The following is a 21,573-nucleotide window of genomic DNA, read 5'->3' as shown; positions in this document are numbered from 1 at the left end:
ATTTTAGCCTAAAAACGTTGTAGCAAGTATGGGATTTGGGAATGATTAGGCGCCTGATTGAAAGAAGAACTTATTGGAGGTAGTTTAAATTGAAAATTGAAGATGTTATGAATATTTGCGTAGTTGGAGCTGGCAACATGGGCCATCAAATTGCTGTGTGTTGTGCTTTGGCTGGTTATAAAGTGATCTGTACCGACATAAGCCAAGAGATGCTGAACAAAGCAGAAGGTTTCGCTAAATCTTATTTGCCGGAACGAGTTGTCAAAGGGAAATTAACACAGGAACAAGCAGACAATGCTCTTGCTAATCTACGCTTTACCCCAAGTCTAGAGGAAGCTGCCGGAGAAGCTGATTTTGTAATCGAGGCCGCAGTTGAGAAAATGGACATTAAGCGGAAGCTCTTTGCAGATTTGGACAGAATTGCCCCTTCCCATGCGATTTTGGCCACCAACAGTTCGTATATCGTCAGCTCACAGGTCGCCGATGCCACGAAGCGTCCTGATAAGATTTGCAACATGCACTTCTTTAATCCGGCCTTGGTCATGAAATTGGTTGAGGTTGTGCAGGGACCACATACTTCTACGGAAACCGCCCAAATAACGATGGATTTGAGCGCCAAACTAGGCAAGATTGCTGTCTGGCTGAAGAAAGAAATCTATGGTTTCTTAGTAAATAGGATTTTGTCGGCACTCGCTCAAGAGGCTTTGTTTCTCGCTGACATGGGGATTGCAACTCCACAAGAGATTGATCTTGCAGTGACGAATGCCTTAGGCCATCCAATGGGACCCTTCCGTTTAATGGATTTAACAGGTATTGATCTTTCCTATTATTCGGCTATGGAACGTTATCAGACCAGTCGAGACCCTAAAGACAAGCCCTCACCATTAGTGGTTGAGAAATACACCAAGGGAGAATGGGGTAAGAAGACAAAAAAAGGCTATTACACTTACGAGTGAGACTGGGAAAATTAGGAGGTTACTTACGTGATTAAAGAAGCAGTTATTGTATCAGCAGTTCGTAGTCCTATTGGTCGGGCCGGCGGTGCCTTAGGTAAGATTTCCCCCGAATATTATGGAGCGGAAGTCATTAAAGAAGCAATCAAGCGCATAAGCTTGGATCCTACTGAGATTACGGATGTAATTTTCGGCAATTGTCTGAATGCTGGTGGTAATATCGCTAGGCTATGCGCCCTACAGGCAGGCTTGCCCGTGGAGACCCCAGGAATATCAGTTGATCGACAGTGCGGATCTGGTCTAAACGCAATCAATTTAGCCGCTCAAGCCGTGATGGCTGGTATGGGCGACGTTTATGTTGCTGGTGGAACAGAGAGCTGTTCCCTTAAACCGTATATTATGGAACATATGGAATTTTTCAGCAAGACTCCTCCAAAGTTTCGCAGTGGTTTTCAACTATCGACCAATGAAATTGGCAATCCACCCATGGGGATTACGGCAGAGAACTTAGCGGAAAAATATCAGATCAGCCGCTTAGAGCAGGATGAGTTTTCTGTGCGTAGCCAGCAAAAAATGGGTAAAGCAATGGAAGAGGGTTTGTTCAAGAGCCAAATTGTCCCCCTTACAATTCCAGTAGGTAAGAATAAGACCGTTATTTTTGATACTGATGAACATCCACGCCCACAAACAACGCTTGAAGGTCTAAGCAAACTTCCTCCTGCCTTTAAAGCGGGCGGAACGGTTACGGCGGGAAACAGTTCTGGCTTAAATGATGCAGCTGCTGCAGTCGTTGTAATGTCAGCTGATAGAGCTAAGGCACTCGGTCTTAAAGCTCTAGCCAAAATCCGTACATTTGCAGTTGCTGGTGTTGACCCTAACATCATGGGAATCGGACCAGTGCCTGCTACTAGAAAAGCGCTAGCACAAGCAGGTCTTTCCTTAGATGATATCGACCTCATCGAATTGAACGAGGCTTTTGCAGCTCAGGTATTAGCAGTTGATAGAGATCTTCGTTTTGACATGGACAAAGTGAACGTCAACGGTGGAGCAATCGCCCACGGTCATCCAATCGCTGCTACTGGGGCAATTCTTACCACAAAATTAGTGAATGAGATGAATCGAAGGGATGTTCAATTCGGTATGATTACAGCTTGTATAGGTGGCGGACAAGGTATTGCTACAATCTTTGAAAGGGTATAATTCGATAGTTCTGATTTAGTTCAGTATCCCCCGACCCAAAAGGTTGGGGGATATGCATAGAGATTCCTAAAGGTACGGCCTCCCCTTTGGGATGAAAGAACAAGTCATCTATTTTGTAGGGCCGACACCTGCCAAAGAGGGGCAAGTGATTGGTTCGGCCGGACCGACGACAAGTGGACGGATGGATGCCTATTCGCCGAAGTTATAGCCGAAGGGTTAACGGGAATGATCGACAAAGGACTTCGATTTTCAGATGTGATTGAGGCGATGAAGAAACAAGGTGCAGTCTACTTTGGGGCGATCGGCGGGGCAGGTGCTCTGATTGCCAAGTGTATTGTCTCGGCCGAAGTGATGGCTTACCCCGAACTAGGAACTGAAGCGGTACGACGTTTGACTTTTAAAGTATTTTCCAGCAAGCGCGCTCATTGAAGTGAGGGAAATAATCTGTATGAAATTGGCAAGTACAGTAAAAAAAGGTTTGAGGCGATTTAGGATAGGAACCAAGATAGCTGATAAAAAAAAATTCTAAGCTGGAGAGTGAATGATCATGGAGTATACAACCATAATCATAACGAAACAATCTGGAGTGGCAACGATTAAGTTTAATAGGCCAGAAGTGCTCAACGCTTTCGACCGCGTGATGGGGCAAGAAATAGGCTCTGCAGTGGCGGAAATCCGGGATGACCCCGAAGTACGGTGCGTGATTCTTACTGGTTCTGGCAGGGCCTTTTGCGCAGGCGGAGACATCAAGGGGATGTTAAATAGGTTCAGCTCTTCTTCTCCCGACGAGCGACGAACCCACTTAAAAAATACGCACCGTTGGCTCACAGAATTTATCAACTTAAATAAACCAGTCATTGCTTCAGTGAAAGGTTATGCTGTTGGTGCAGGAATGAGCTTAGCTATGGCTGCAGATATCATTATCGCCGAAGAGAACGCCAAATTTGCCCAATCATTTGTAGGTATCGGCTTGGCTCCGGATTTGGCCGGTAGTTATCTTTTGCCACGCTTAGTCGGCTTAAATAAGGCCAAGGAACTCACTTTTACTGGAGAGGTTATTGACGCTCACACAGCACAACGTTTGGGTATTGTTAATCAAGTTGTAACTGAGGAGGAACTCGAACCTGCGACATGGCAAATGGCCTTACGCCTTGCCCAAGGCCCGACGAAAGCTATTGGATTAGCCAAAGCAATGTTAAATAAAAGTTTTGAGTCAGATCTCGCGTCCTTCTTAGATAACGAGGCTTCTTATCAAGCATTTTGTGGTGTCACTGAGGACTTTAAAGAGGGGGTGCAGGCCTTTATAGAAAAAAGAAAGCCTGTATTCAAGGGTAAATAAGTTATGGGAAGTAATAAAGGGAGTCTGAGGGTCTTACATTGATTAATAGCTAGGAGGAATGAATGTGGGAGTACACGAAATCAATAATATTTGCATCGTCGGGGCAGGGAATATGGGACATCAGATTGCGTTAAGCGCAGCGTTAGCGGGTTTCAAAGTGAAATGTACTGATGTAAACGAAGAAGTTCTGCAAAAGGCAGAGCAATTTGTTTCAACCTATCTACCGGAAAGAGTCGCTAAAGGGAAGATGAAACAAGCAGATGCAGACGCTGCAAGAGCTAATCTTATGTTTACCTCTGATTTGGCAGAGTCAGCAAGTGATGCCGATTTGGTCATAGAGGCTGTCTTAGAAAAATTAGAAATTAAACGCCAATTGTTTGCACAATTAGATAGCTTATGTCCACAGCATACTATTTTGGCTTCCAACAGTTCATATATTGTGAGTTCTAAAATTGTTGACGTCACAAGTCGACCAGAAAAGGTTTGCAATATGCATTTCTTTAATCCGGCTTTGGTTATGAAACTTGTGGAAGTGGTTAAAGGGCCCCATACGTCAGAGGAAACCACTGGAACATTGATGGAAGTTTGCGTTCGTATGGGCAAAACCCCAGTGTTATTACAGCAAGAAATTTATGGATTTCTAGTGAATCGAATGCTTGCTGCTATTAAAAATGAGGCAATTTATCTACTCGACATGGGAATAGCGGGTCATGAAGACATTGATAGAGCGGTTACGTTAGCCTTGGGGCATCCTATGGGTCCTTTCCGCTTAATGGATCTGACTGGAGTTGATCTAACCTATTACGTAGGCATGGAGCGTTACCAAGAAACTGGTGATCCGGCTTATCGTCCTTCCCCGTCGATTGTTGAGAAGTTCATTAAAAAAGAGTGGGGACGTAAAACAGGCAAAGGATTTTACGATTATCCCTAAAAATAGTGGGTTTTGATCGTTCCCAGGGATTAGGCACAGTTTTTGCGAGTGTTTCAGGAAAAGTTGTTTTGGAAAAGGATAAATGGCATAGGAGGAGTCGCAATGGAAGTCACTCAAGAAGAACTTAGTATTATCAAACAGACTGTACGTAAGTTCATGGCAAAAGAAGTTGAACCACTAGCCGAGCAAATGGAGGAAGAGGACAAAGTGCCTCGTAGCTTGCTCGACAAGGCTGCGGAGATAGGATTGTTTGGTCTGAGCACACCCCAAAAGTACGATGGATTGGGCGCTGGTATGGTTGGCAAAGTCATGATATATGAGGAATTAGGTCGAGGGCCAAATTGCTTTACATCCATCATTGGTTGCCACAATGGAATTGGTAGCGTCGGGATCGTAGAGTGTGGCAATGAAGAGCAGAAGCAACGTTATTTGCCTAAAATAGCCGCGGGCGAACTGATTGGGGCCTTTGCTCTTACAGAAGCCTCTGCCGGTTCAGACCCTGGCAACTTAAAGACGACGGCAGTGTTAAAAGGTGATCGTTATATTCTAAACGGCACCAAGCAGTTTATTACAAACGGGGATATTGCTAATGTTTTCACAGTAATGGCGGTGACAGACAAGAGTAAAGGAAGCAAAGGAATTACTTCTTTTATTGTAGAGCGTAACTTCAAAGGTTTTACGGTGGGTAAATATGAGAAGAAAATGGGTTTGCACGGTTCTCAAACGGCTGAGCTTATCTTTGAAGACTGCGAAGTACCCGTTGAAAACGTTTTAGGGGAGTTGGGGCAGGGATACGTCAATGCCCTCAGGATTTTAGCGAACGGACGTGCCGGTCTGGCTGCCCGAAATCTTGGTTCTTGCGAAAAATTACTGGAAATAAGCGTTAAATATGCCTTGCAACGAGTGCAATTCGGCAAACCAATTTTTGAAAATCAAATCATCCAACATTATTTAGCGAACATGGCTATTGAGATTGAAGCCTTGCGCAGCTTAACCTATGATGTTGCTCGGAAAATTGACCAAGGGGAAAAAGTGATCAAAGAGGCCGCTATTGTGAAAACATTTGGTTCAGAAGTCTTCGGGCGGGTAGCGGATATGGCCGTTCAGATCCATGGCGGCATGGGGTACATGCGGGAGTGTGAAGTAGAACGCTACTACCGAGATGCTCGAGTTGCCCGCATTTATGAAGGCACCTCGGAAATTCAGCGCAATATCATTGCGGCCCAACTGAAAAAAGAATTTGCGTTATAGGCGAAGGAGGATAAGAGGATGCAAGAGGCAGTTATAGTAGCTGGAGTACGTACGGCTATTGGTAGAGTGGGTGGCACACTGAAAGATATTGAGGTTGATTACCTAGCGGCCCAAGTAATTAGAGAAGTGATCACGCGCAGCGGCATTCCTGATGGGGCTATCGACGAGGTCGTCTTTGGTCATACCAAACAAAGTGGTGACAATCCTAACGTAGCCCGCTTAGCGTGGCTTAGAGCAAATATGTCAGAAGAAGTGCCTGCATATACAGTACATCGTCAATGCGGTTCGGCCTTGACAGCACTAAATAATGCCGTACAGTCCATTTGGTCGGGGACTCAGGAAATGGTGATGGCCGGTGGGGCAGAAAGCATGAGTACCGCTCCTTATTACTTAAGAAACGCTCGATATGGCTTCCGTATGGGGAATGCCGAAATTCTAGATTCCAATACAGAAAGTCAACCCCGTTGTCAACCTCAGGATCGTTACGGATACTTGAACATGGGATTAACGGCAGAGAACCTGGCAGAGAAATATAACATCAGTCGCCAAGAACAAGATGAATTTGCTCTTATCAGCCAGGAGCGAGCCCTGCGCGCTATCGGAGAAGGGCTGTTCAAGGAGGAAATAGTTCCTTACGAAGTTAAAGGGAAAAAGGGTATTGTCACCTTTGATACCGATGAACACCCAAGGCAAACGAGCATGCCGCAACTTGCCAAATTAGCACCAGTTTTTAAAGAAGGCGGTACAGTCACTGCGGGCAATTCTAGCGGTCGCAATGATGCAGCTGCCGTTGTAATTGTGACCACTCCGGAAAAGGCTAAAGCCTTTGGTCTGAAACCGTTAGCCCGGGTGATAGGGATGGGAGCGAAAGGAGTACCGCCCCAAATAATGGGCATAGGGCCGGTGCCGGCTACTTATGCCGCTCTTAAGATGGCCGGACTGACTCTAAATCAGATTGACTTAATCGAGCTGAACGAGGCATTTGCAGCCCAGTCGCTGGCAGTGATCAAAGAGTTAGGACTGGATCTTGCTAAAACCAATGTAAACGGTGGGGCTATCGCTTTAGGGCATCCTTTAGGAGCCACTGGTGCTATTATCTTGATTAAATTGATTAATGAGTTAAAGCGTACCGGAAAAAGATACGGCTTAGCTACAATGTGTATAGGCGGAGGGCAAGGCATTTCAACAATAGTGGAGAACCTTAACTAACTAAAAGTACGCAAGCATTAAGTTTGGATACATCAGCAACAAAAATTGGTCCTGGTGATAGTAAAAAATGAGGCACAGATTTGGCAAGGGATAATGGGGCAGGAACATGAAAATGGGTTTTAATTCTTAAGAGTTAAGAATCCTGCATCAAGGAAAAAAGGGGGCTTACTAAAGCTCCCTTTTGTTAAACGAACAGATCTTGCGCATTACGTCTCATTTGCTTTGGCGAATGTCGAGAATTGGGGGAATTAACATGGAATTTAAATACAATGTCCGTGATTTAAAGTTCATTTTAAAAGAATGGTTGCCGACTGAGGAAGTGCTAGAATGTGACCGTTTTAAGGATTTCTACAGCATTGATGATATTGAGCAGATTTTGACTGAAGGATATAAAATATGCCGTGAGGTTATTAGTCCGATCAATGTGGTGGGCGACAGAAACCCAGTTACTTTTGAAAACGGAGTCGTAACATCCCCTCCGGGTTATAAAGAAGTATTTCAATTTATTCAAAAAAACGGATGGGGTTCTAGCAGTGAGTGTGTCGAAGTCGAAGGTGGAATGCCCCTAATCGTTTTCAAATCCGTATTTGAGATGATTGCGGCGGCCTGTCCAGCCATGGGTTCTAACATTAAACTAACTTCGGGTGCCGCTAACGTTATTATGAATTTTGGAACCGAAGATGATAAGAAAAGGTTCCTTCCCAAAATGCTTAGTGGTGAATGGCAAGGAACCATGAACCTCACGGAACCGTCCGCCGGCTCGGATGTAGGGGATGCTTTAGCGAAGGCCTATCCAACGGATGACCCTAGGATATATAAAATTAAAGGGTCCAAGATGTTTATCACGGCTGGTGATGGCTCCATATGTGATAATACCATTCATTTGGTTTTAGCACGTCCGCCTCAAGGATGCAAAGGATCGGCTGGTTTAGGGCTATATATTGTGCCGAAATTTTGGGTCAATGAAGACGGTAGCGTGGGTAATCCGAATGACGTTACGACTGTAGCAGTTGAGCATAAGATGGGTCTCAAAGGATCTGCCACTTGTATGTTAAACTACGGCGAGGATGATGAGTGCTACGGTATAATGCTGGGTACTCCTCCGGATGAAAAGGGTCGATCCCAAGGGTTGGCCATGATGTTTAGGATGATGAATGAATCTCGTATCGGAACTGGACACAACGCTAATGCTCAGGCCTCTTCAGCCTATGCACAGGCCTCACAGTATGCTCTTGAAAGGGTCCAAGGCTACATCAAAGGTGAAAGAGTAACCATAGTTAAACATCCCGATGTTCGAAGAATGTTGATGGACATGAAGGCTCATACCGAAGGTATAAGGGCTATGATATTTAAGGGATACTATAGTCTGGATATCGCCGAAAATTCCAGTGACAAGGCCAAAGCCAAGAAATGTGAGGAGATAGCATCGATACTTACTCCTTTGATCAAGTGCTATGGTAGTGAAACAGCAGTCGCTATGACCTGTGAAGCCATGCAAGTATTAGGTGGAGTTGGCTACACCAATGAGTTTCCGATAGAACAGTCTCTGCGAGACTCAAAAATATTGACTATTTGGGAAGGAACATCGTTCATTCATGCCCAAGACCTTGTAAAGCGCAAGATGAGGATGGATGATGGTAACCCTTTTGTTAACTGGATGGCTGACATAAGATCCTTTATTGATGCTAACAAGGCTACGGCAGGCCTTGAGAAGGAATTTGAGAACCTTGATATGGCCTACACTTGCATGGATGAAGTAAAGAAATTATATGACTTGTGGCATCTCAATAAGAGTGATGAGTTAATAGGTCTATATGCGACAAGAGCTCTATTTGTATGTTCACAGGTAGTGGTGGCCGAGTGTTTGCTGGAGCAGGCTTTGATTGCCCAAAGGAAGATTGCAGAATTACCTGGGGATCATTTCGATATTAACTTCTACAAAGGGAAAGTAGCTAGCGCTAAGTACTATGCTAATAATATTTTACCCAATGTATTTAACTTAACTGAAATATTGCAAAATGCGGACCTAACTAATCCAGAATGGCCTGAAGAGTCTCTAATAGTAAATTAGTTCTAGGAAGTGATTGCTATACAATTCAGTAACTCGCGAGGCACTTCTCCTTCTTACGCAAGAGAGTTTTGTGGCGGTGGACAAAATAGTTCCAAAATTTGAGGAAGATTCCTGGAGGACCTTGTAAGATGGGTTTTGAATGTGGGCAGTTTATGACAAAGCCGTAGATATGGTACGGTGTATGATTTATATACTGGAATACTATAAAGAGATCGTCGTTTGTATTTATTTTATACAATTGTTATAACCCTCTGTGGCTGGTTTAACCAGTCTGGAGGGCGTTTTTGTTATTTTATGGTTGGCTTGATTATTGCATTAGAGAGAAGTGGATTTCGGGCCTACAATATGAGCACAATTGCTTTGGACTATTGTTTAATTCTAATGTTTACCAAGATTAAAAAAACGTAGGGTAACGTGGAACTTTGTGTGTGCCCATCGGGTGGTTTATGTACGGGCCGATGAAGGTATATTAGTTTAATTTTTGAACTTGCCCATCATAGGCGGAAGAATGATGTAAAAACAGTTGTGCGATTTTGTATACAAGAATTTAGTTAAGGTATCCACATTTGTATCAATTACATACTTCAGTTGATGAGGAGTTCGACCGAGGATGGGCTATTAAAGTATAGAAGAATGAGGTGACATGGATGTCTTTAAAATCGCCACAACAATATGTCGATGATATTCGTAAAATGAAAATTGATCTTTATATGTTTGGGGAGAAGGTAGAGAATTACGTTGATCACCCGATGGTTCGTCCCTCGGTCAACGCTATGGCGATGACCTATAAGTTGGCTATGGAACCTGAGTATGCGGATGTCATGATTGCTACCTCGAACCTGACCGGGCAAAAGGTTAACCGTTTCACACATCTTCACCAGAGTACTGAAGACTTGGTGAAAAAAGTCAAGATGCAGCGTCTTCTGGGACAGAAAACAGGCTGCTGTTTCCAACGCTGTGTCGGCATGGATGCATTCAATGCAGTCTTTAACACCACGTTTGAAATTGACGCTAAACATGGTACTAACTATCATCATCGATTCATTGAGTTCCTGAAATATGTGCAGGATAACGATTTCGCGGTCGATGGATGCATGACGGATTCACGCGGCGACAGATCGAAGGGTCCTGGGGAACAATCTGACCCAGATGCGTATGTTCATGTAGTGGATCGGAATGAGGATGGAATCGTCGTCAGAGGATGCAAAATGCATCAGACTGGAATGCTCAACTCACATGAAATTCTGGTGATGCCCAATAACTCACTAAAAGAGAACGAGAAAGAGTGGGCCGTTAGCTTTGCAGTGCCACTCGAAACTCCGGGAATTATTTTTGTCTATGGGCGACAATCCTGTGACACTCGCAAACTGGAGGGTGGCAGCATCGATGTGGGCAACCAGAATTTCGGTGGTCAGGAGATTATGACGATATTCAATGATGTATTCGTACCCTGGGACAGGGTTTTCATGGATGGTGAAACTGATTTTACGACCATGCTGGTGGAACGATTCGCTTCTTATCACCGTCAGAGTTATGGGGGGTGCAAGGTCGGGGTGGGTGATGCTCTAATTGGGGCTACTCAAGCCATGGCAGAGTATAATGGCGTTTCTCGCTCTTCGCATGTTAAGGACAAGATTGTGGAGATGTGCCATCTAAACGAGACCCTATATTCTTGCGGAATTGCCTGTTCAACGGAGGGGCGGAAAACGGCATCTGGCAATTATCTCGTCGATATTTTGTTAGCTAATATTTGTAAGCAGAACGTAACTCGTTTCCCTTACGAAATCGCTCGATTGGCGCAGGATGTTGCAGGCGGGGCGTTCGTAACAATGCCGTCGGAAAAAGACTTCGCTCACTCTGAGGTAGGCCCGTTAATTAAGAAATATTTTATAGGCAAGTCTGATGTCTCTGCGGAAAATCGTCAGCGAATGCTGAGGTTGATAGAGAACCTTACTTTGGGTACCGCGGCGGTAGGTTATCTAACCGAATCTATGCATGGAGCGGGTTCTCCCCAAGCCCAACGCATCATGATCAGTCGATTGGTCAATCTAGCACATCGTAAAAACCTAGCAGAGAAGCTTTCAGGTGTTCAGGAAAATAAGGACGTGGATTGGCAATAAAAACGAATGCCGTAATTATTGCCATAAACGTTCTCAGCGAGGCTAGATGTTGAACAGTAGCTATGTGTATTGCGCACACTACCTACTGATAAACAAAAAACAGAACTGTCTACCTTTTTCGGGTAAAAAGTTCTGTTTTTTGTTCACCCAGCGTGAGCGTCAATTATTTTCAGTTCGTTACATTACGATTTAGGGTTGATTAAGGTATTTCTCAACCTCAGACTAGCATCTTCCTGCAACTTCGCCTACGAACAAAATTCCAGATGGTAGATAGAAGTAAACATTGACGCGTTGTGTACGTTATTAAAACATATTCGAGGGGCTATGTCATGAGTGAGGATTATTAATGTTCTTTTTCTTGTAATTCGGTATTGAAATGGGCAATTAGTGAACTGCTCAGGACTAGGCTCAGCAAGGTTTGTAGGTTTTTCGTGGGCTATATTGCTAGTGTAAATAGTGTATCCGATGGAGATAGGCACGAGGGCAATTGATTGGCATAGAAATTGCTTATAGAAATGGTTAAGGTCTCGTGAAAATAAATTAGGGGAGGAATATGAAAAAATCTAGCATGGAGTTTGATTTGCACACTCATTCTAGTCAGGGTTCTGCTTGCAGTCGTATGCACATCTGGGACTTAATTCAAGCAGCGTGTCAGAAAGGTCTTGATGGGGTCTGCATCACAGATCATGATTATTGCTGGGACCCAGGGGATTTGGCTAAACTGCACCGTGAAAGCGGTATACAAGTTTACGGTGGGGTTGAATTGAGCACGTCTGTAGGTGAAATCTTGGTATATGGTGTTCACCAGCCATTGTTACATCTTAGAGATGACCTAGCAAAATTAACACTATTAGTGCGTGAGTTGGGAGGTTTGATGGTCGCTGCGCACCCTTTTAGAACTGATTTTGCGTTATCCGCGTTCTCTAGGGAAGAACGTGGTTTGGAGCCGATTGAAGTGGAGGAAATGTGCAGGAGACCGGTGTTTGACTTTGTGGATACTTTAGAAGTCTATAATGGGCGGAGCAGTTGGCAGGAAATCCAAGCGGCCCGAAAAGCCGCAGTCGTCTTGGGTAGAAAAGGAACAGGAGGGAGCGACGCTCACAGCGTACTCAGTGTCGGCTCTTGTGTGACTGTATTTGATAACCCAGTTGAAAGCGAAATCCAACTGGTGGCTCAACTGCGAAAGGGACGTTTTCAGGCAAAGAAAAAGGAGGTATCACAGCATGTGTTGGGTATGTGAAAAATATGGTAACGGGGAAAAATGGTATCTAAACCCGGAAAACTATGCTCGGCGCCTTTACAAAGTGCGCAAAGAAGGCAAAGAAGCTGCGGGTGCTGATGCTGACCCACAGGCAGCGGGAATGGGCGCGGGAGTAGTGGCGGAGTTAGTTAAAGCACGCATCAGCGGAGATCAAGAATGGGAAGACGAAATTAAACGAGATGCCTTGGAACACGCCTACCAAACCCATTTCGGACAGGTTGTCACGTTAGACGAGTATTTGCAGATTTTAGACACCGCTTATCCCTTGGCCAAAATGACATGCGGCTGTCGCCGTGTGCAGAGGGGTATGCCAGATGAAGAGAACTTTACGTGCATGGGCATCGGTCCCGGCATGTACAAGTGGGAACGCTGGCCAGAGACGTATCATGGTGGGGTAGAGTTTGTCACTCCAGAGGAGGCCAAAGAATGGGCCATGATGAACCACAAAGAAGGGCGTGTGCAGACGGTTGATGTATTTGGTACACCCTATATCGGCGGACTCTGCCAATGTGAGTATCCAGGTTGTGTCGCGGTGCGTAATCGGATTGACTATGATTTTAAATTTCTATTAAAGGGGCATACAGTGGCTAAAGTAGATCGAGAGAAATGCACAGGGTGTAAAAGTTGCTTGGGCCGCTGTCAGTTTAAGGCTCTAAATCTTGAGGTCTATACAAACAAGGCCTATATTGATCTGGATCAATGTTTTGGCTGCGGACTCTGCGTGACAGCTTGCCCAAGTGGGGCTATCGAATTGCTAGACAGGCAAAGCATGCCTGGATTAGCTGAGAACTGGTAAGGGGGGAACCAAATGATTGCTCAAATTGGCTTTGACTATGATCTATGTAATGATCCCTTGAGCTGTCGCAAGTGTTTAAGTGTGTGTCCATCGGTCGTTTTCGTGTGCGGACCAACGAAGGTCTGGAAAGGACGAGAGAGCGATCCTAGTGAATATCGAATTGTAGGACGCTATTTCGATAAGTGTTCCGGTTGTGGCGACTGTGTTAAAGTTTGTCCTAATGGCGCGATTCAACTTAATTTCGTACCACGCGAGGAGTTGGCCCAGAAGTTTAGAGAAGAAAGGGCGGCCCAATTAAGAGAGCGCAATTCTTAGTAAATAAACGATACTTGGACAATTATTAAAACAAAGGGGAGTTAAGTATGGCTTTGGATTTTAAGGTCTTGCAAAAAGTCAAAGGCAACCCGAGTACTGAGGTGGCGGCTGAACGTCGTTTGAAGATAAATCCCGGACAGGATTATGCCTATGATCTACCCAAAGAATTAATTTATGCTGTCAACAAAGAATTCCCGCTTGAAGGTCTGATTAACCCTGCTGGAGAAACCAGCGAGGATTTTTTAGCAAAACAGGGAAAGACGTTTATGAGCCTTTTGATAAGGAAAGCTGATTCCGACGCCTACCGAGATCGAACGGCTGACATGATAGAACGCGTGGCCCAGCAAACCGGGATTCGGTTTCCCCATGTCTTTGAACGGTATGTTGAACTCGGCATTTTAACTCTACGCCCGCGGGATGCATGGACTGTCACGGAAGCGACGACCAAGGCATTAAAAGTTCGCAGTTTTAACTGCAGCCTTGGTAAGATGTTCGCTGAAAAAGGACTCAACAATTGTCAGGCATTCTGTTTGGCCGCTAATCAGGAAGCAGCAGAAAAGGCGGGAACCAATTTGCAAATGACCTACAGTAAAGATGCAGACAGTAGTGGGTTATGCGAACTTTCTTTCCGACTGATACAAGGAGGCTAATCGTGCACATTGGACATAACGAGGATGATCTGGATCATGAAAGCTTAGCTATGAGGCATTTAGGGGAGGGTATTCTGAAGGAACGTGCTGGCTACCTGCATGAAGCTTTAAACGAGTATATGGTAGCCAATGTTCTCGATCCTGGATTAGAAGTAGTGCAGACAAAACTAGGTGATCTAAAACAGAAGATGGGTCTCTGAAAAGTAGGATCGATCACAGAAAGAGGAGGGCGGAGTGTATGATTGGGAAAGAATTAATTGGTCGAGAGAGTGAGCCTGTTGTATTAAAAATTAAACTTGAAGAAGTGCGTAGATTTGCCGAGGCTATAGGGGTTCGGTTCGACGACCGGGTGCCTGCGACATTTGTAGGAACGTTGATTCAGGCAAACATTCCTGGAGTTGAATTGTCCATTCCCGGTATGATTCACGGAGAGCAGAAAATAACATATCATCGCCCGCTCTGTGTGGGGGATAGCCTTACTTATAAGAGGTGCATTAGGGATGTCTATGAACGCAGCGGTAAACTGGGAACAATGACTTTTGTGGTGGTTGAAACCACTGGTTGTGATTTAGCCGGTGAATTAGTGTTTACTAGTAGTTCCGTCGTAATCGCCCCAAAAAAGGGGGAAGACAAATGAAGAGTCTGCTTGATTATCAGGTTACTGAGCGTCTTCCTGGTCGTAAATGGGAACCGACTTACATGCAAGTTCGTCAGTACGCCGAGGCTTCAGGAGATTTCAATCCAATTCACCTAGACGATGATTATGCACGTCAAGTTGGTCTAGGGGGAGTGATAGTTCACGGCATGTTGACGATGGCTCAAATGGCAGCAATGCTCACTGACTGGATCGGTCAAGAGGGTGTGATCGCTAAACTTAATGTGCGCTTCGAACAGATCGTTCGTCCTGGTGATAAGATCACGTGTTCAGGTACTATCAGAGTTCGCTCAGAAAACACTTTAGTTTGTGACTTAGAGTCCTGTAACGAGAAGGCAGAGAGAGTTTTATCGGGTATGGCCCACATAACGATTAAACGCTAAACTTGTCTAGTTAGGTTTTCCAGGATCAATCCCCATTAGTAAACTCGTTCAAGTAAAGTCGAACATCGAGACATCGGTGGGGGAGTCTACTCCCCACCGATGCAGAGTACGGGGGCCCACTCCCACTTGAAGAAGTGGGAGTCTTACGATGGATAAAGTCAAGTTTTAGATTAAGGAGGGTAGTAATCTTACGGTTAACACTTGCATAATTATTACAAAAGAAACACAGGAAACTGCTCATAAATTTCAGAATATTATATAAAGTAAGAAGTTTACGAATATTGCATAAGTAGTTAAAGTAAGTCTTTAGTATTGGGGTTGTGGATGGTATAAAGGAGGATGATAGACGATGACCGAAAACGAGAAACAATGGGTGAAAAGCTACCCTGCCAATGTCAGGTACCACATTGATTATCCCTATAAGACACTTGGGCAAATGCTTGATGAGACAGTGACAAAGATGCCGGATACACATGCGATGATTTTTGGAGACCAAACGGTTACTTATAGGCAGTTCGGGGATCAGGTTAACCGTTTTGCCGGTGCTTTAGCGGATATAGGGGTTGTAAAAGGGGACCGTGTTGGGCTGATGGGCCCGAATTGCCCACAATGGGAAATTTCTTTCTACGCTCTGCTCAAATTAGGCGCGATTGTTGTGCAAACTAACCCCATGTATATTGAACGAGAAATTGCGTACCAAATGAACGATTCCGGTGCAACGACAATCATTGTCTTGGAAATGATGTATCCTAGGGTAAAGCATATATTAGAAGAAACGTCCTTGAAACGGGTGGTTGTGTTTAACTTCTTGGCAGCAGTCGAGCCGGCACAAGGCATGTATTCATATGATGACCTCATCAAACATGATCCTGTTTATCCCGACGCCGCCATTAATCCCATCGAAGACCTTGCCGTCTTGCAGTACACGGGTGGTACGACCGGAGTATCTAAAGGGGTTATGCTCACGCACTATAATCTGCTCGCCAATACCCTCCAAGTTCAGGAATGGGACCCAAACAAGGAGTATGGGAATGAACGAATTTTAACGATTTTACCGGTATTTCACGTCTATGGGATGACCGACTGCCTTAATTATGCGGTGGCTCTTGGTGCTACGCAAATCATTTTGCCGCGCTTTGACGTAGATCAAGTATTGGAAACCATTCGCGTCCATAAGCCGACGTTCTTCCCAGGCGCACCAACCATGTTTATGGCAATTAACAGTCATCCTCGGATTGCAGAATATCGTGAGAGCTTAGTTGCAATCAAATCCTGTACGAGTGGTTCAGCTCCGTTGCCCCTAGAAGTAGCTCAAAAATTCCTTGAAGTGACGCATGGCGAAGGAAATTTAGTCGAGGGATATGGTTTGTCTGAAGCTTCCCCTGTAACACATTGCAACCCGCTTGATCGTCCTACGCTCGCTGGTTCCATCGGATTACCGCTCCCTGACACAGATTACGTAATCATGGATTTGGAGACGGGCGACCGGGAAATTCCCGTGGGCGAAATAGGGGAATTATGTGTCCGAGGACCTCAGGTGATGAAGGGGTATTGGAAGAAACCACTAGAGACGGCTGAAACCATGCGCAACGGCTGGTTGCACACGGGCGATATTGCCAGAATGGACGAAGATGGTTTCTGTTTTATTATCGACCGCAAGAAAGACATCATCATTGCAGGTGGGTTTAATATCTATCCACGTGATATTGAGGAAGTGCTGTATGAACACCACAAGGTTAAAGAGGTAGTGGTAGCAGGGGTACCAGATCTCTATCGTGGAGAAACAGTGAAGGCCTATATTGTATTACAGCCCAATACGGAAGCCAGCGAGCAAGAATTCATTGCTTTTTGCAAGACTAGGATGGCTGCGTTTAAAGTTCCCCGTCACGTGGAGTTCAGAGATGAATTGCCGAGGACGATTGTTGGCAAAGTCTTACGCCGTAAGTTGGTAGAAGAGGAAAAAGCAAAACTTCAAACGGCAGCCACTACGGAATCCGTTTAAGCTGCAAATGACTATATCCTTAAAAATCAGAGAATTCATAATAGATAGAATAAAAAAATTTGGTACCTCAGCGAAAGTCATACCTTAATGCCTTCGACTGCCGTAAAGTGGGGAACTCAAGGTATCCCACTTTACGGGACGGTTATTTAGATTATTGACCCAAAGGAGCGGGCAAAGTATTGCGAAGGCTTTTATCCGATGGCTAACCGGCACTAAGATTCCCACTTCTACTTAAAAACCCTCGTAGATTGTTTGGCGATTAAGGAAACACTTAACTTTGCTATTTTGCAAGGGTAGGGCAATGCCCCTTAGACACAAAAAATACCTTTGACAAGGTATTTTTTGTGTCTAAGGGGCATTTAATATAATATTGGGAATGTTTAAATAATTTGTAGAATTAAACTTTACTTCAATTACCTTACTCCTATATAATGATGATAAATAAAGCAATAAAAAATGGGGGATAAACATGAGTGCCGGAGCCCATGCAGTCACAACCAGCGATTTTCCGCAATGGGATAGAGAACTGTTATTCCAAATTTTGGACAACATTCACGATGTGGTACTTGTTATTGATTCCGATACGACCATTGTTTATGCTAACGAGGCCTATGCGAAGATTTTAGGGGTGCCCGTAGCAAAAGTTTTAGGGCGAAGACTGGATAAAATCGAACCTAAAGCCGCGGCAATTGAAATATTGCGAACGGGTAAGCCATCTAGCGGTAAAGATTATTTGGATTCTTTAGGAATCGATGTGGTAGGGAATTCTTTTCCTTTATATAATGGGGAAAGCATTATTGGATGTGTTTCTACGTTCAAAAATATAACTGAAGTGGTTGAATTAAACCGCGAGTTGCAGCAAACAAAGGGGGTAGCGGATTATTTAAAAGAGCAGTTAGAGCAATGGGAACAACTGCCTCTTTCCTTCAAGGAATATGTGGGACAAAACAGTAACCTGAAAGAGACCTTGGTGTTGGCAGCTAAGGTAGCACGAACGGATAGTACAGTATTGATTCGTGGGGAAAGTGGTGTTGGTAAAGAAGTATTGGCTAAGGCCGTCCATAATAGTAGCCGTCGTAAGGATATGCCTCTGATTAAGGTGAATTGTGCTGCCATCCCAGAAAATCTGATCGAGAGTGAACTGTTCGGGTATGAGGACGGTGCTTTCACGGGAGCTAAAAAGGGGGGCAAGCTCGGTAAGTTTGAGCTGGCCCATAGCGGTACAATTTTCTTGGATGAAATTGGTGATATGAGCTATACAATGCAAGCTAAATTGTTACGCGTGCTGCAAGAAAAAGAGTTTGAACGTGTAGGTGGTACTAAGACTATTAAAATTGATATCCGGGTGATCGCGGCCACAAATCGTGACTTAGAAAGTATGATCAAAAAAGGCACCTTCCGGCGTGACTTGTATTACCGGTTAAATATCGTTCCTCTCAATCTAACTCCATTACGTGAACGCAAAGATGACCTCTTAGCTCTCGCCAAAACGTTCCTTGATCAGTTTGCTCGAGAAGTTGGACATGAGTTGACACTGTCTCCCCAAGTCGTAAGGTTTTTCCAGGAGTATGACTGGCCCGGGAACATTCGAGAATTGCAAAATGTACTAGAACACGCAAGCATCGTGTGTAGCGGCATGACCATTGAAATTTATCATTTGCCTGCTCAAATAATTCCCGCCAATAGAGATCAATATAAAATTAAAAATAAGCCTTACGCTGTAAAAGAGATTGTCGCATCCGTGGAAAAGGAACTCATCCTATCAGCCTTAGTCACTTATAAGAATAATCGTACTAAAGCTATGAAGGCATTGGGGTTTTCTAGGCGAGTATTTTACGATAAGTTACGCCGCTATGGTATAGAATAGTAGAGGATTATAATCGGTCGCTTGTACGCATTACGCACTGCAATACAGTTAAGGAATCGGAGATTGTATCTAATTCCATACATATTAAGTAACCTCCTGCTGGCTGATTAGCCAGTTTGGGAGGTTTTTTTATTTAGGCATGATTTTTGCTTATAAAGAGAATGAGGTAGTATTCAGAAGATTAAAAAAGGAGTGTTAATTGGATTATCAGAGGAGAAAATTGATGTAAATTGGGAGGTTATACAAATGGCTTATGAGACAATTGTTGTAGAAATAGAAGAAGGAATAGCCATACTCACCCTTAATCGTCCCGCGGTACTCAATGCCCTAAATGATCAAGTCTTTAATGAGTTGGCGGATGCTGCTTCAACCTTAACTGCTGACCCTTCTGTGCGTGTCGTGATCATCACGGGTGGTGAGAAAGTATTTGCGGCAGGGGCGGACATCGGTCAGATGGCTTCTGCTACCGCTGTGGATGTGACAACTAGCGATAAACCCTCGCATCGGGCTTTCCAGCTGATTGAAAACATGCCTAAGCCCGTCATCGCTGCGATCGCCGGATATGCTCTAGGTGGTGGGTGTGAACTGACGTTGGTGGCAGATGTACGCATCGCCGCGGACAACGCCCAGTTTGGGTTGCCGGAAATTAAACTGGGCATTTTGCCAGGCGCCGGTGGAACACAACGTCTGCCTCGTTTGATAGGTTCTGGTAGGGCAAAAGAACTGATTTTTAGTGGAGATTTTATTAAAGCGGAAGAGGCCTTGCGCATAGGTCTTGTGAATAAAGTGGTGCCTGCAGACCAGTTATTTGATGAGGCTAAGAAAATGGCGAAACGCTTTGCTGCCCGCGGTGCAGTAGCGTTACGTATGGCCAAATCGTCCGTGAATGAGGGGTTAAGGATGGATTTAGAAGCAGGTCTGCAGTATGAGCATAAATGTTTCAGTCTTCTATTTGCGACTGAGGATCAAAAAGAAGGCATGAAAGCGTTTCTTGAAAAACGTCCGGCTAAATTTCAGGGACGTTAGAGTTCGGAAAACGCATAACGTTCAATAACAATGATTAAAGGAAAAGGAGAATGACTATGAGAACAAGAGCTCAGTATATCGAAGGGTTAAGTAAAATGAATAGGAACCTCTACTTTAATGGTGGAATGATAGATAGGTTAGATCCACTTCAAGAAGGTGCCCTTAACGTAATGGGTTTAACGTTTGATGCGGTCTGGGACCCCGCCAGTAAGGATCTTTGCACAGCTACGTCTCACATCACTGGGGAAACCATCAACCGCTTTAACCACATTCACCAAAATGCAGATGACTTGCATAAGAAGCAAGACATGACTCGTTTCTTAGTGAACAAGGTTGGGCAGTGCATTCAACGATGTATGGGCATTGACGCCTCCAATGCAATCCACGCAGTGTCTTTCGAAGCTCAGAAGTCTCCAAAAGCCAAGACAGCCTACCATGACAACTGGCTTAAGTGGCTCGAACGTTTCCAGAGAGAAGATCTCGTGGTAAGTTGTGCGCAGACCGATGTTAAGGGTGAGCGTTTGAAGCGGCCAGCCGAGCAGGATGACCCTGATATGTATGTGCACGTGGTGGAGGAACGGAGCGATGGGATCGTTGTCCGCGGCTGCAAAGTCCATATCTCGGAAGCCTCGATTTCTGACGAGATCCTGGTAGTACCGAATCGAGCCCTACAAAAGGGTGAGGAAGATTATGCACTGGCCTTTGCAGTTCCGTCAGACTATGAAGGGGTCAAGCAAATTGTCCACTTTCACAATTATCGCAAGCGTGACACTTATCCGAGGGGGATTGAATACGGCTACACAGACTCTTATGTCATCTTTGATGATTGCTTCATCCCTTGGGAACGTGTGTTTCTGTGTGGAGAGACTCAGCATGGTGGCGTTGCAGCCCTGCTCTTTGCTTTGTTTCATCGTCATTCCTATTCAGGCTGTAAGCCTGCTATGCTCGACTATGTTATTGGTATGGGTGCACTGGCAGCAGAAATTAATGGTATTGAAAAGACCCCACATGTTCGCGAATTGCTCTCCAAGCTAATCATGACTGGTGAACTTGGTTATGCAGCGGGCTATACGTCGTCCGCCCTCAGCAAGCCTGAAGTTTATATGCCCGGTTTGGGTGTTGTGCCGTATGGCCCAGGCAGCTATATTCCGAACTCTATTTATGCCAACGTGGGCAGGTGCCTGACCGGTGAGGCCGTGTTCCATGAGCAAGAAATCCTGTGCAACATCGCAGGGGGTATGCCTGCCACATTCCCTTATGAAAATGACCTGACTAACCCCGAACTCAAAAATCTTTTGGAGAAATACCTGAACCGGAACCCAAAAATGCCCATTGAAGAACAAATTAAGTTTTGGATGAACTTCATCGACTTCGGTCTCTCCGGTTCCGCTGGCGCCACGTTGTACGGTGCGTATCATGGCGGCGGCTCCCCAATTATGGAACAGATCGCCATCACTTCTCAGTACGACATGGAGTCCAAAAAGGATATTGTCAGGGCAATCGCTGGAATGAAACCGAGAGTGAAGAAGAAATAAAAACTAAGA

The 21,573-nt window shown here is 44.8% G+C and carries 19 protein-coding genes and 1 pseudogene; all 20 read left to right on the top strand.

The genetic code is table 11. The annotated features are described in order from the left end of the window. Window positions 1-89 precede the first annotated feature (89 nt). Entirely contained in the window at window positions 90-956 is an 867-nt protein-coding gene (locus DSOL_RS13700; RefSeq protein WP_075365401.1) for a 3-hydroxyacyl-CoA dehydrogenase family protein, read from the top strand. Window positions 957-986: 30 nt separating this feature from the next. Then, window positions 987-2,153: a thiolase family protein gene (locus tag DSOL_RS13695; protein ID WP_170871508.1), complete on the top strand. Its 1,167-nt coding sequence runs from the start codon at window positions 987-989 to the stop codon at window positions 2,151-2,153. Window positions 2,154-2,232: 79 nt separating this feature from the next. After that, a pseudogene (locus DSOL_RS13690) lies at window positions 2,233-2,645 on the top strand (fumarate hydratase C-terminal domain-containing protein); the annotation flags it as partial. Between the two features lie 55 nt (window positions 2,646-2,700). Beyond that, window positions 2,701-3,492, top strand: coding sequence for an enoyl-CoA hydratase/isomerase family protein (locus tag DSOL_RS13685; RefSeq protein WP_075365399.1), 792 nt, complete (start codon window positions 2,701-2,703; stop codon window positions 3,490-3,492). A gap of 58 nt (window positions 3,493-3,550) precedes the next feature. Next, entirely contained in the window at window positions 3,551-4,423 is an 873-nt protein-coding gene (locus tag DSOL_RS13680; RefSeq protein WP_427854406.1) for a 3-hydroxyacyl-CoA dehydrogenase family protein, read from the top strand. A 102-nt stretch (window positions 4,424-4,525) separates the two neighbouring features. After that, window positions 4,526-5,674, top strand: a complete 1,149-nt coding sequence (locus DSOL_RS13675) for an acyl-CoA dehydrogenase family protein (protein WP_075365397.1) — start codon at window positions 4,526-4,528, stop codon at window positions 5,672-5,674. A gap of 18 nt (window positions 5,675-5,692) precedes the next feature. Continuing rightward, window positions 5,693-6,883, top strand: coding sequence for a thiolase family protein (locus DSOL_RS13670; protein ID WP_075365396.1), 1,191 nt, complete (start codon window positions 5,693-5,695; stop codon window positions 6,881-6,883). A 253-nt stretch (window positions 6,884-7,136) separates the two neighbouring features. Further along, window positions 7,137-8,954: an acyl-CoA dehydrogenase gene (locus DSOL_RS13665; RefSeq protein WP_075365395.1), complete on the top strand. Its 1,818-nt coding sequence runs from the start codon at window positions 7,137-7,139 to the stop codon at window positions 8,952-8,954. A gap of 647 nt (window positions 8,955-9,601) precedes the next feature. Then, window positions 9,602-11,074 carry a 4-hydroxyphenylacetate 3-hydroxylase family protein gene (locus DSOL_RS13655; RefSeq protein ID WP_075365393.1) on the top strand — a complete coding sequence of 491 codons (1,473 nt, stop codon included), beginning with the start codon at window positions 9,602-9,604 and terminating at the stop codon, window positions 11,072-11,074. Window positions 11,075-11,627: 553 nt separating this feature from the next. Continuing rightward, entirely contained in the window at window positions 11,628-12,314 is a 687-nt protein-coding gene (locus tag DSOL_RS13650; protein ID WP_235838823.1) for a DUF6282 family protein, read from the top strand. Continuing rightward, a complete protein-coding gene (locus tag DSOL_RS13645; protein ID WP_075365392.1) occupies window positions 12,298-13,131 on the top strand; it encodes a 4Fe-4S binding protein in 834 nt (277 codons plus the stop codon). The genes DSOL_RS13650 and DSOL_RS13645 overlap by 17 nt, the downstream gene beginning before the upstream one ends. Window positions 13,132-13,143: 12 nt before the next feature. After that, window positions 13,144-13,446 carry a 4Fe-4S binding protein gene (locus DSOL_RS13640; protein ID WP_075365391.1) on the top strand — a complete coding sequence of 101 codons (303 nt, stop codon included), beginning with the start codon at window positions 13,144-13,146 and terminating at the stop codon, window positions 13,444-13,446. Between the two features lie 47 nt (window positions 13,447-13,493). Continuing rightward, window positions 13,494-14,096, top strand: a complete 603-nt coding sequence (locus tag DSOL_RS13635) for a hypothetical protein (protein WP_075365390.1) — start codon at window positions 13,494-13,496, stop codon at window positions 14,094-14,096. A 2-nt stretch (window positions 14,097-14,098) separates the two neighbouring features. Then, complete coding sequence (locus tag DSOL_RS13630) at window positions 14,099-14,296, top strand: hypothetical protein (RefSeq protein WP_075365389.1); 198 nt, start codon at window positions 14,099-14,101, stop codon at window positions 14,294-14,296. Between the two features lie 38 nt (window positions 14,297-14,334). Next, window positions 14,335-14,733, top strand: a complete 399-nt coding sequence (locus DSOL_RS13625; protein WP_083642567.1) for an FAS1-like dehydratase domain-containing protein — start codon at window positions 14,335-14,337, stop codon at window positions 14,731-14,733. After that, window positions 14,730-15,134 carry a MaoC family dehydratase gene (locus tag DSOL_RS13620; protein WP_075365388.1) on the top strand — a complete coding sequence of 135 codons (405 nt, stop codon included), beginning with the start codon at window positions 14,730-14,732 and terminating at the stop codon, window positions 15,132-15,134. The genes DSOL_RS13625 and DSOL_RS13620 overlap by 4 nt, the downstream gene beginning before the upstream one ends. A 349-nt stretch (window positions 15,135-15,483) precedes the next feature. Then, a complete protein-coding gene (locus DSOL_RS13615; protein WP_075365387.1) occupies window positions 15,484-17,136 on the top strand; it encodes a long-chain-fatty-acid--CoA ligase in 1,653 nt (550 codons plus the stop codon). Window positions 17,137-17,605: 469 nt separating this feature from the next. Further along, window positions 17,606-19,003 (top strand): sigma-54 interaction domain-containing protein, encoded by a 1,398-nt coding sequence (locus DSOL_RS13610; RefSeq protein WP_075365386.1) that lies wholly within the window; start codon window positions 17,606-17,608, stop codon window positions 19,001-19,003. A gap of 246 nt (window positions 19,004-19,249) precedes the next feature. After that, window positions 19,250-20,029, top strand: coding sequence for an enoyl-CoA hydratase/isomerase family protein (locus DSOL_RS13605; RefSeq protein ID WP_075365385.1), 780 nt, complete (start codon window positions 19,250-19,252; stop codon window positions 20,027-20,029). A gap of 56 nt (window positions 20,030-20,085) precedes the next feature. Then, entirely contained in the window at window positions 20,086-21,564 is a 1,479-nt protein-coding gene (locus tag DSOL_RS13600) for a 4-hydroxyphenylacetate 3-hydroxylase family protein (protein ID WP_075365384.1), read from the top strand. The last annotated feature ends 9 nt before the right edge of the window (window positions 21,565-21,573 follow it).

This window comes from Desulfosporosinus metallidurans (assembly GCF_001936615.1).
Lineage (GTDB): Bacteria > Bacillota > Desulfitobacteriia > Desulfitobacteriales > Desulfitobacteriaceae > Desulfosporosinus > Desulfosporosinus metallidurans.
Note: the sequence above shows the minus strand (reverse complement) of the source record. Positions and strands in the feature narration are given on the sequence as shown.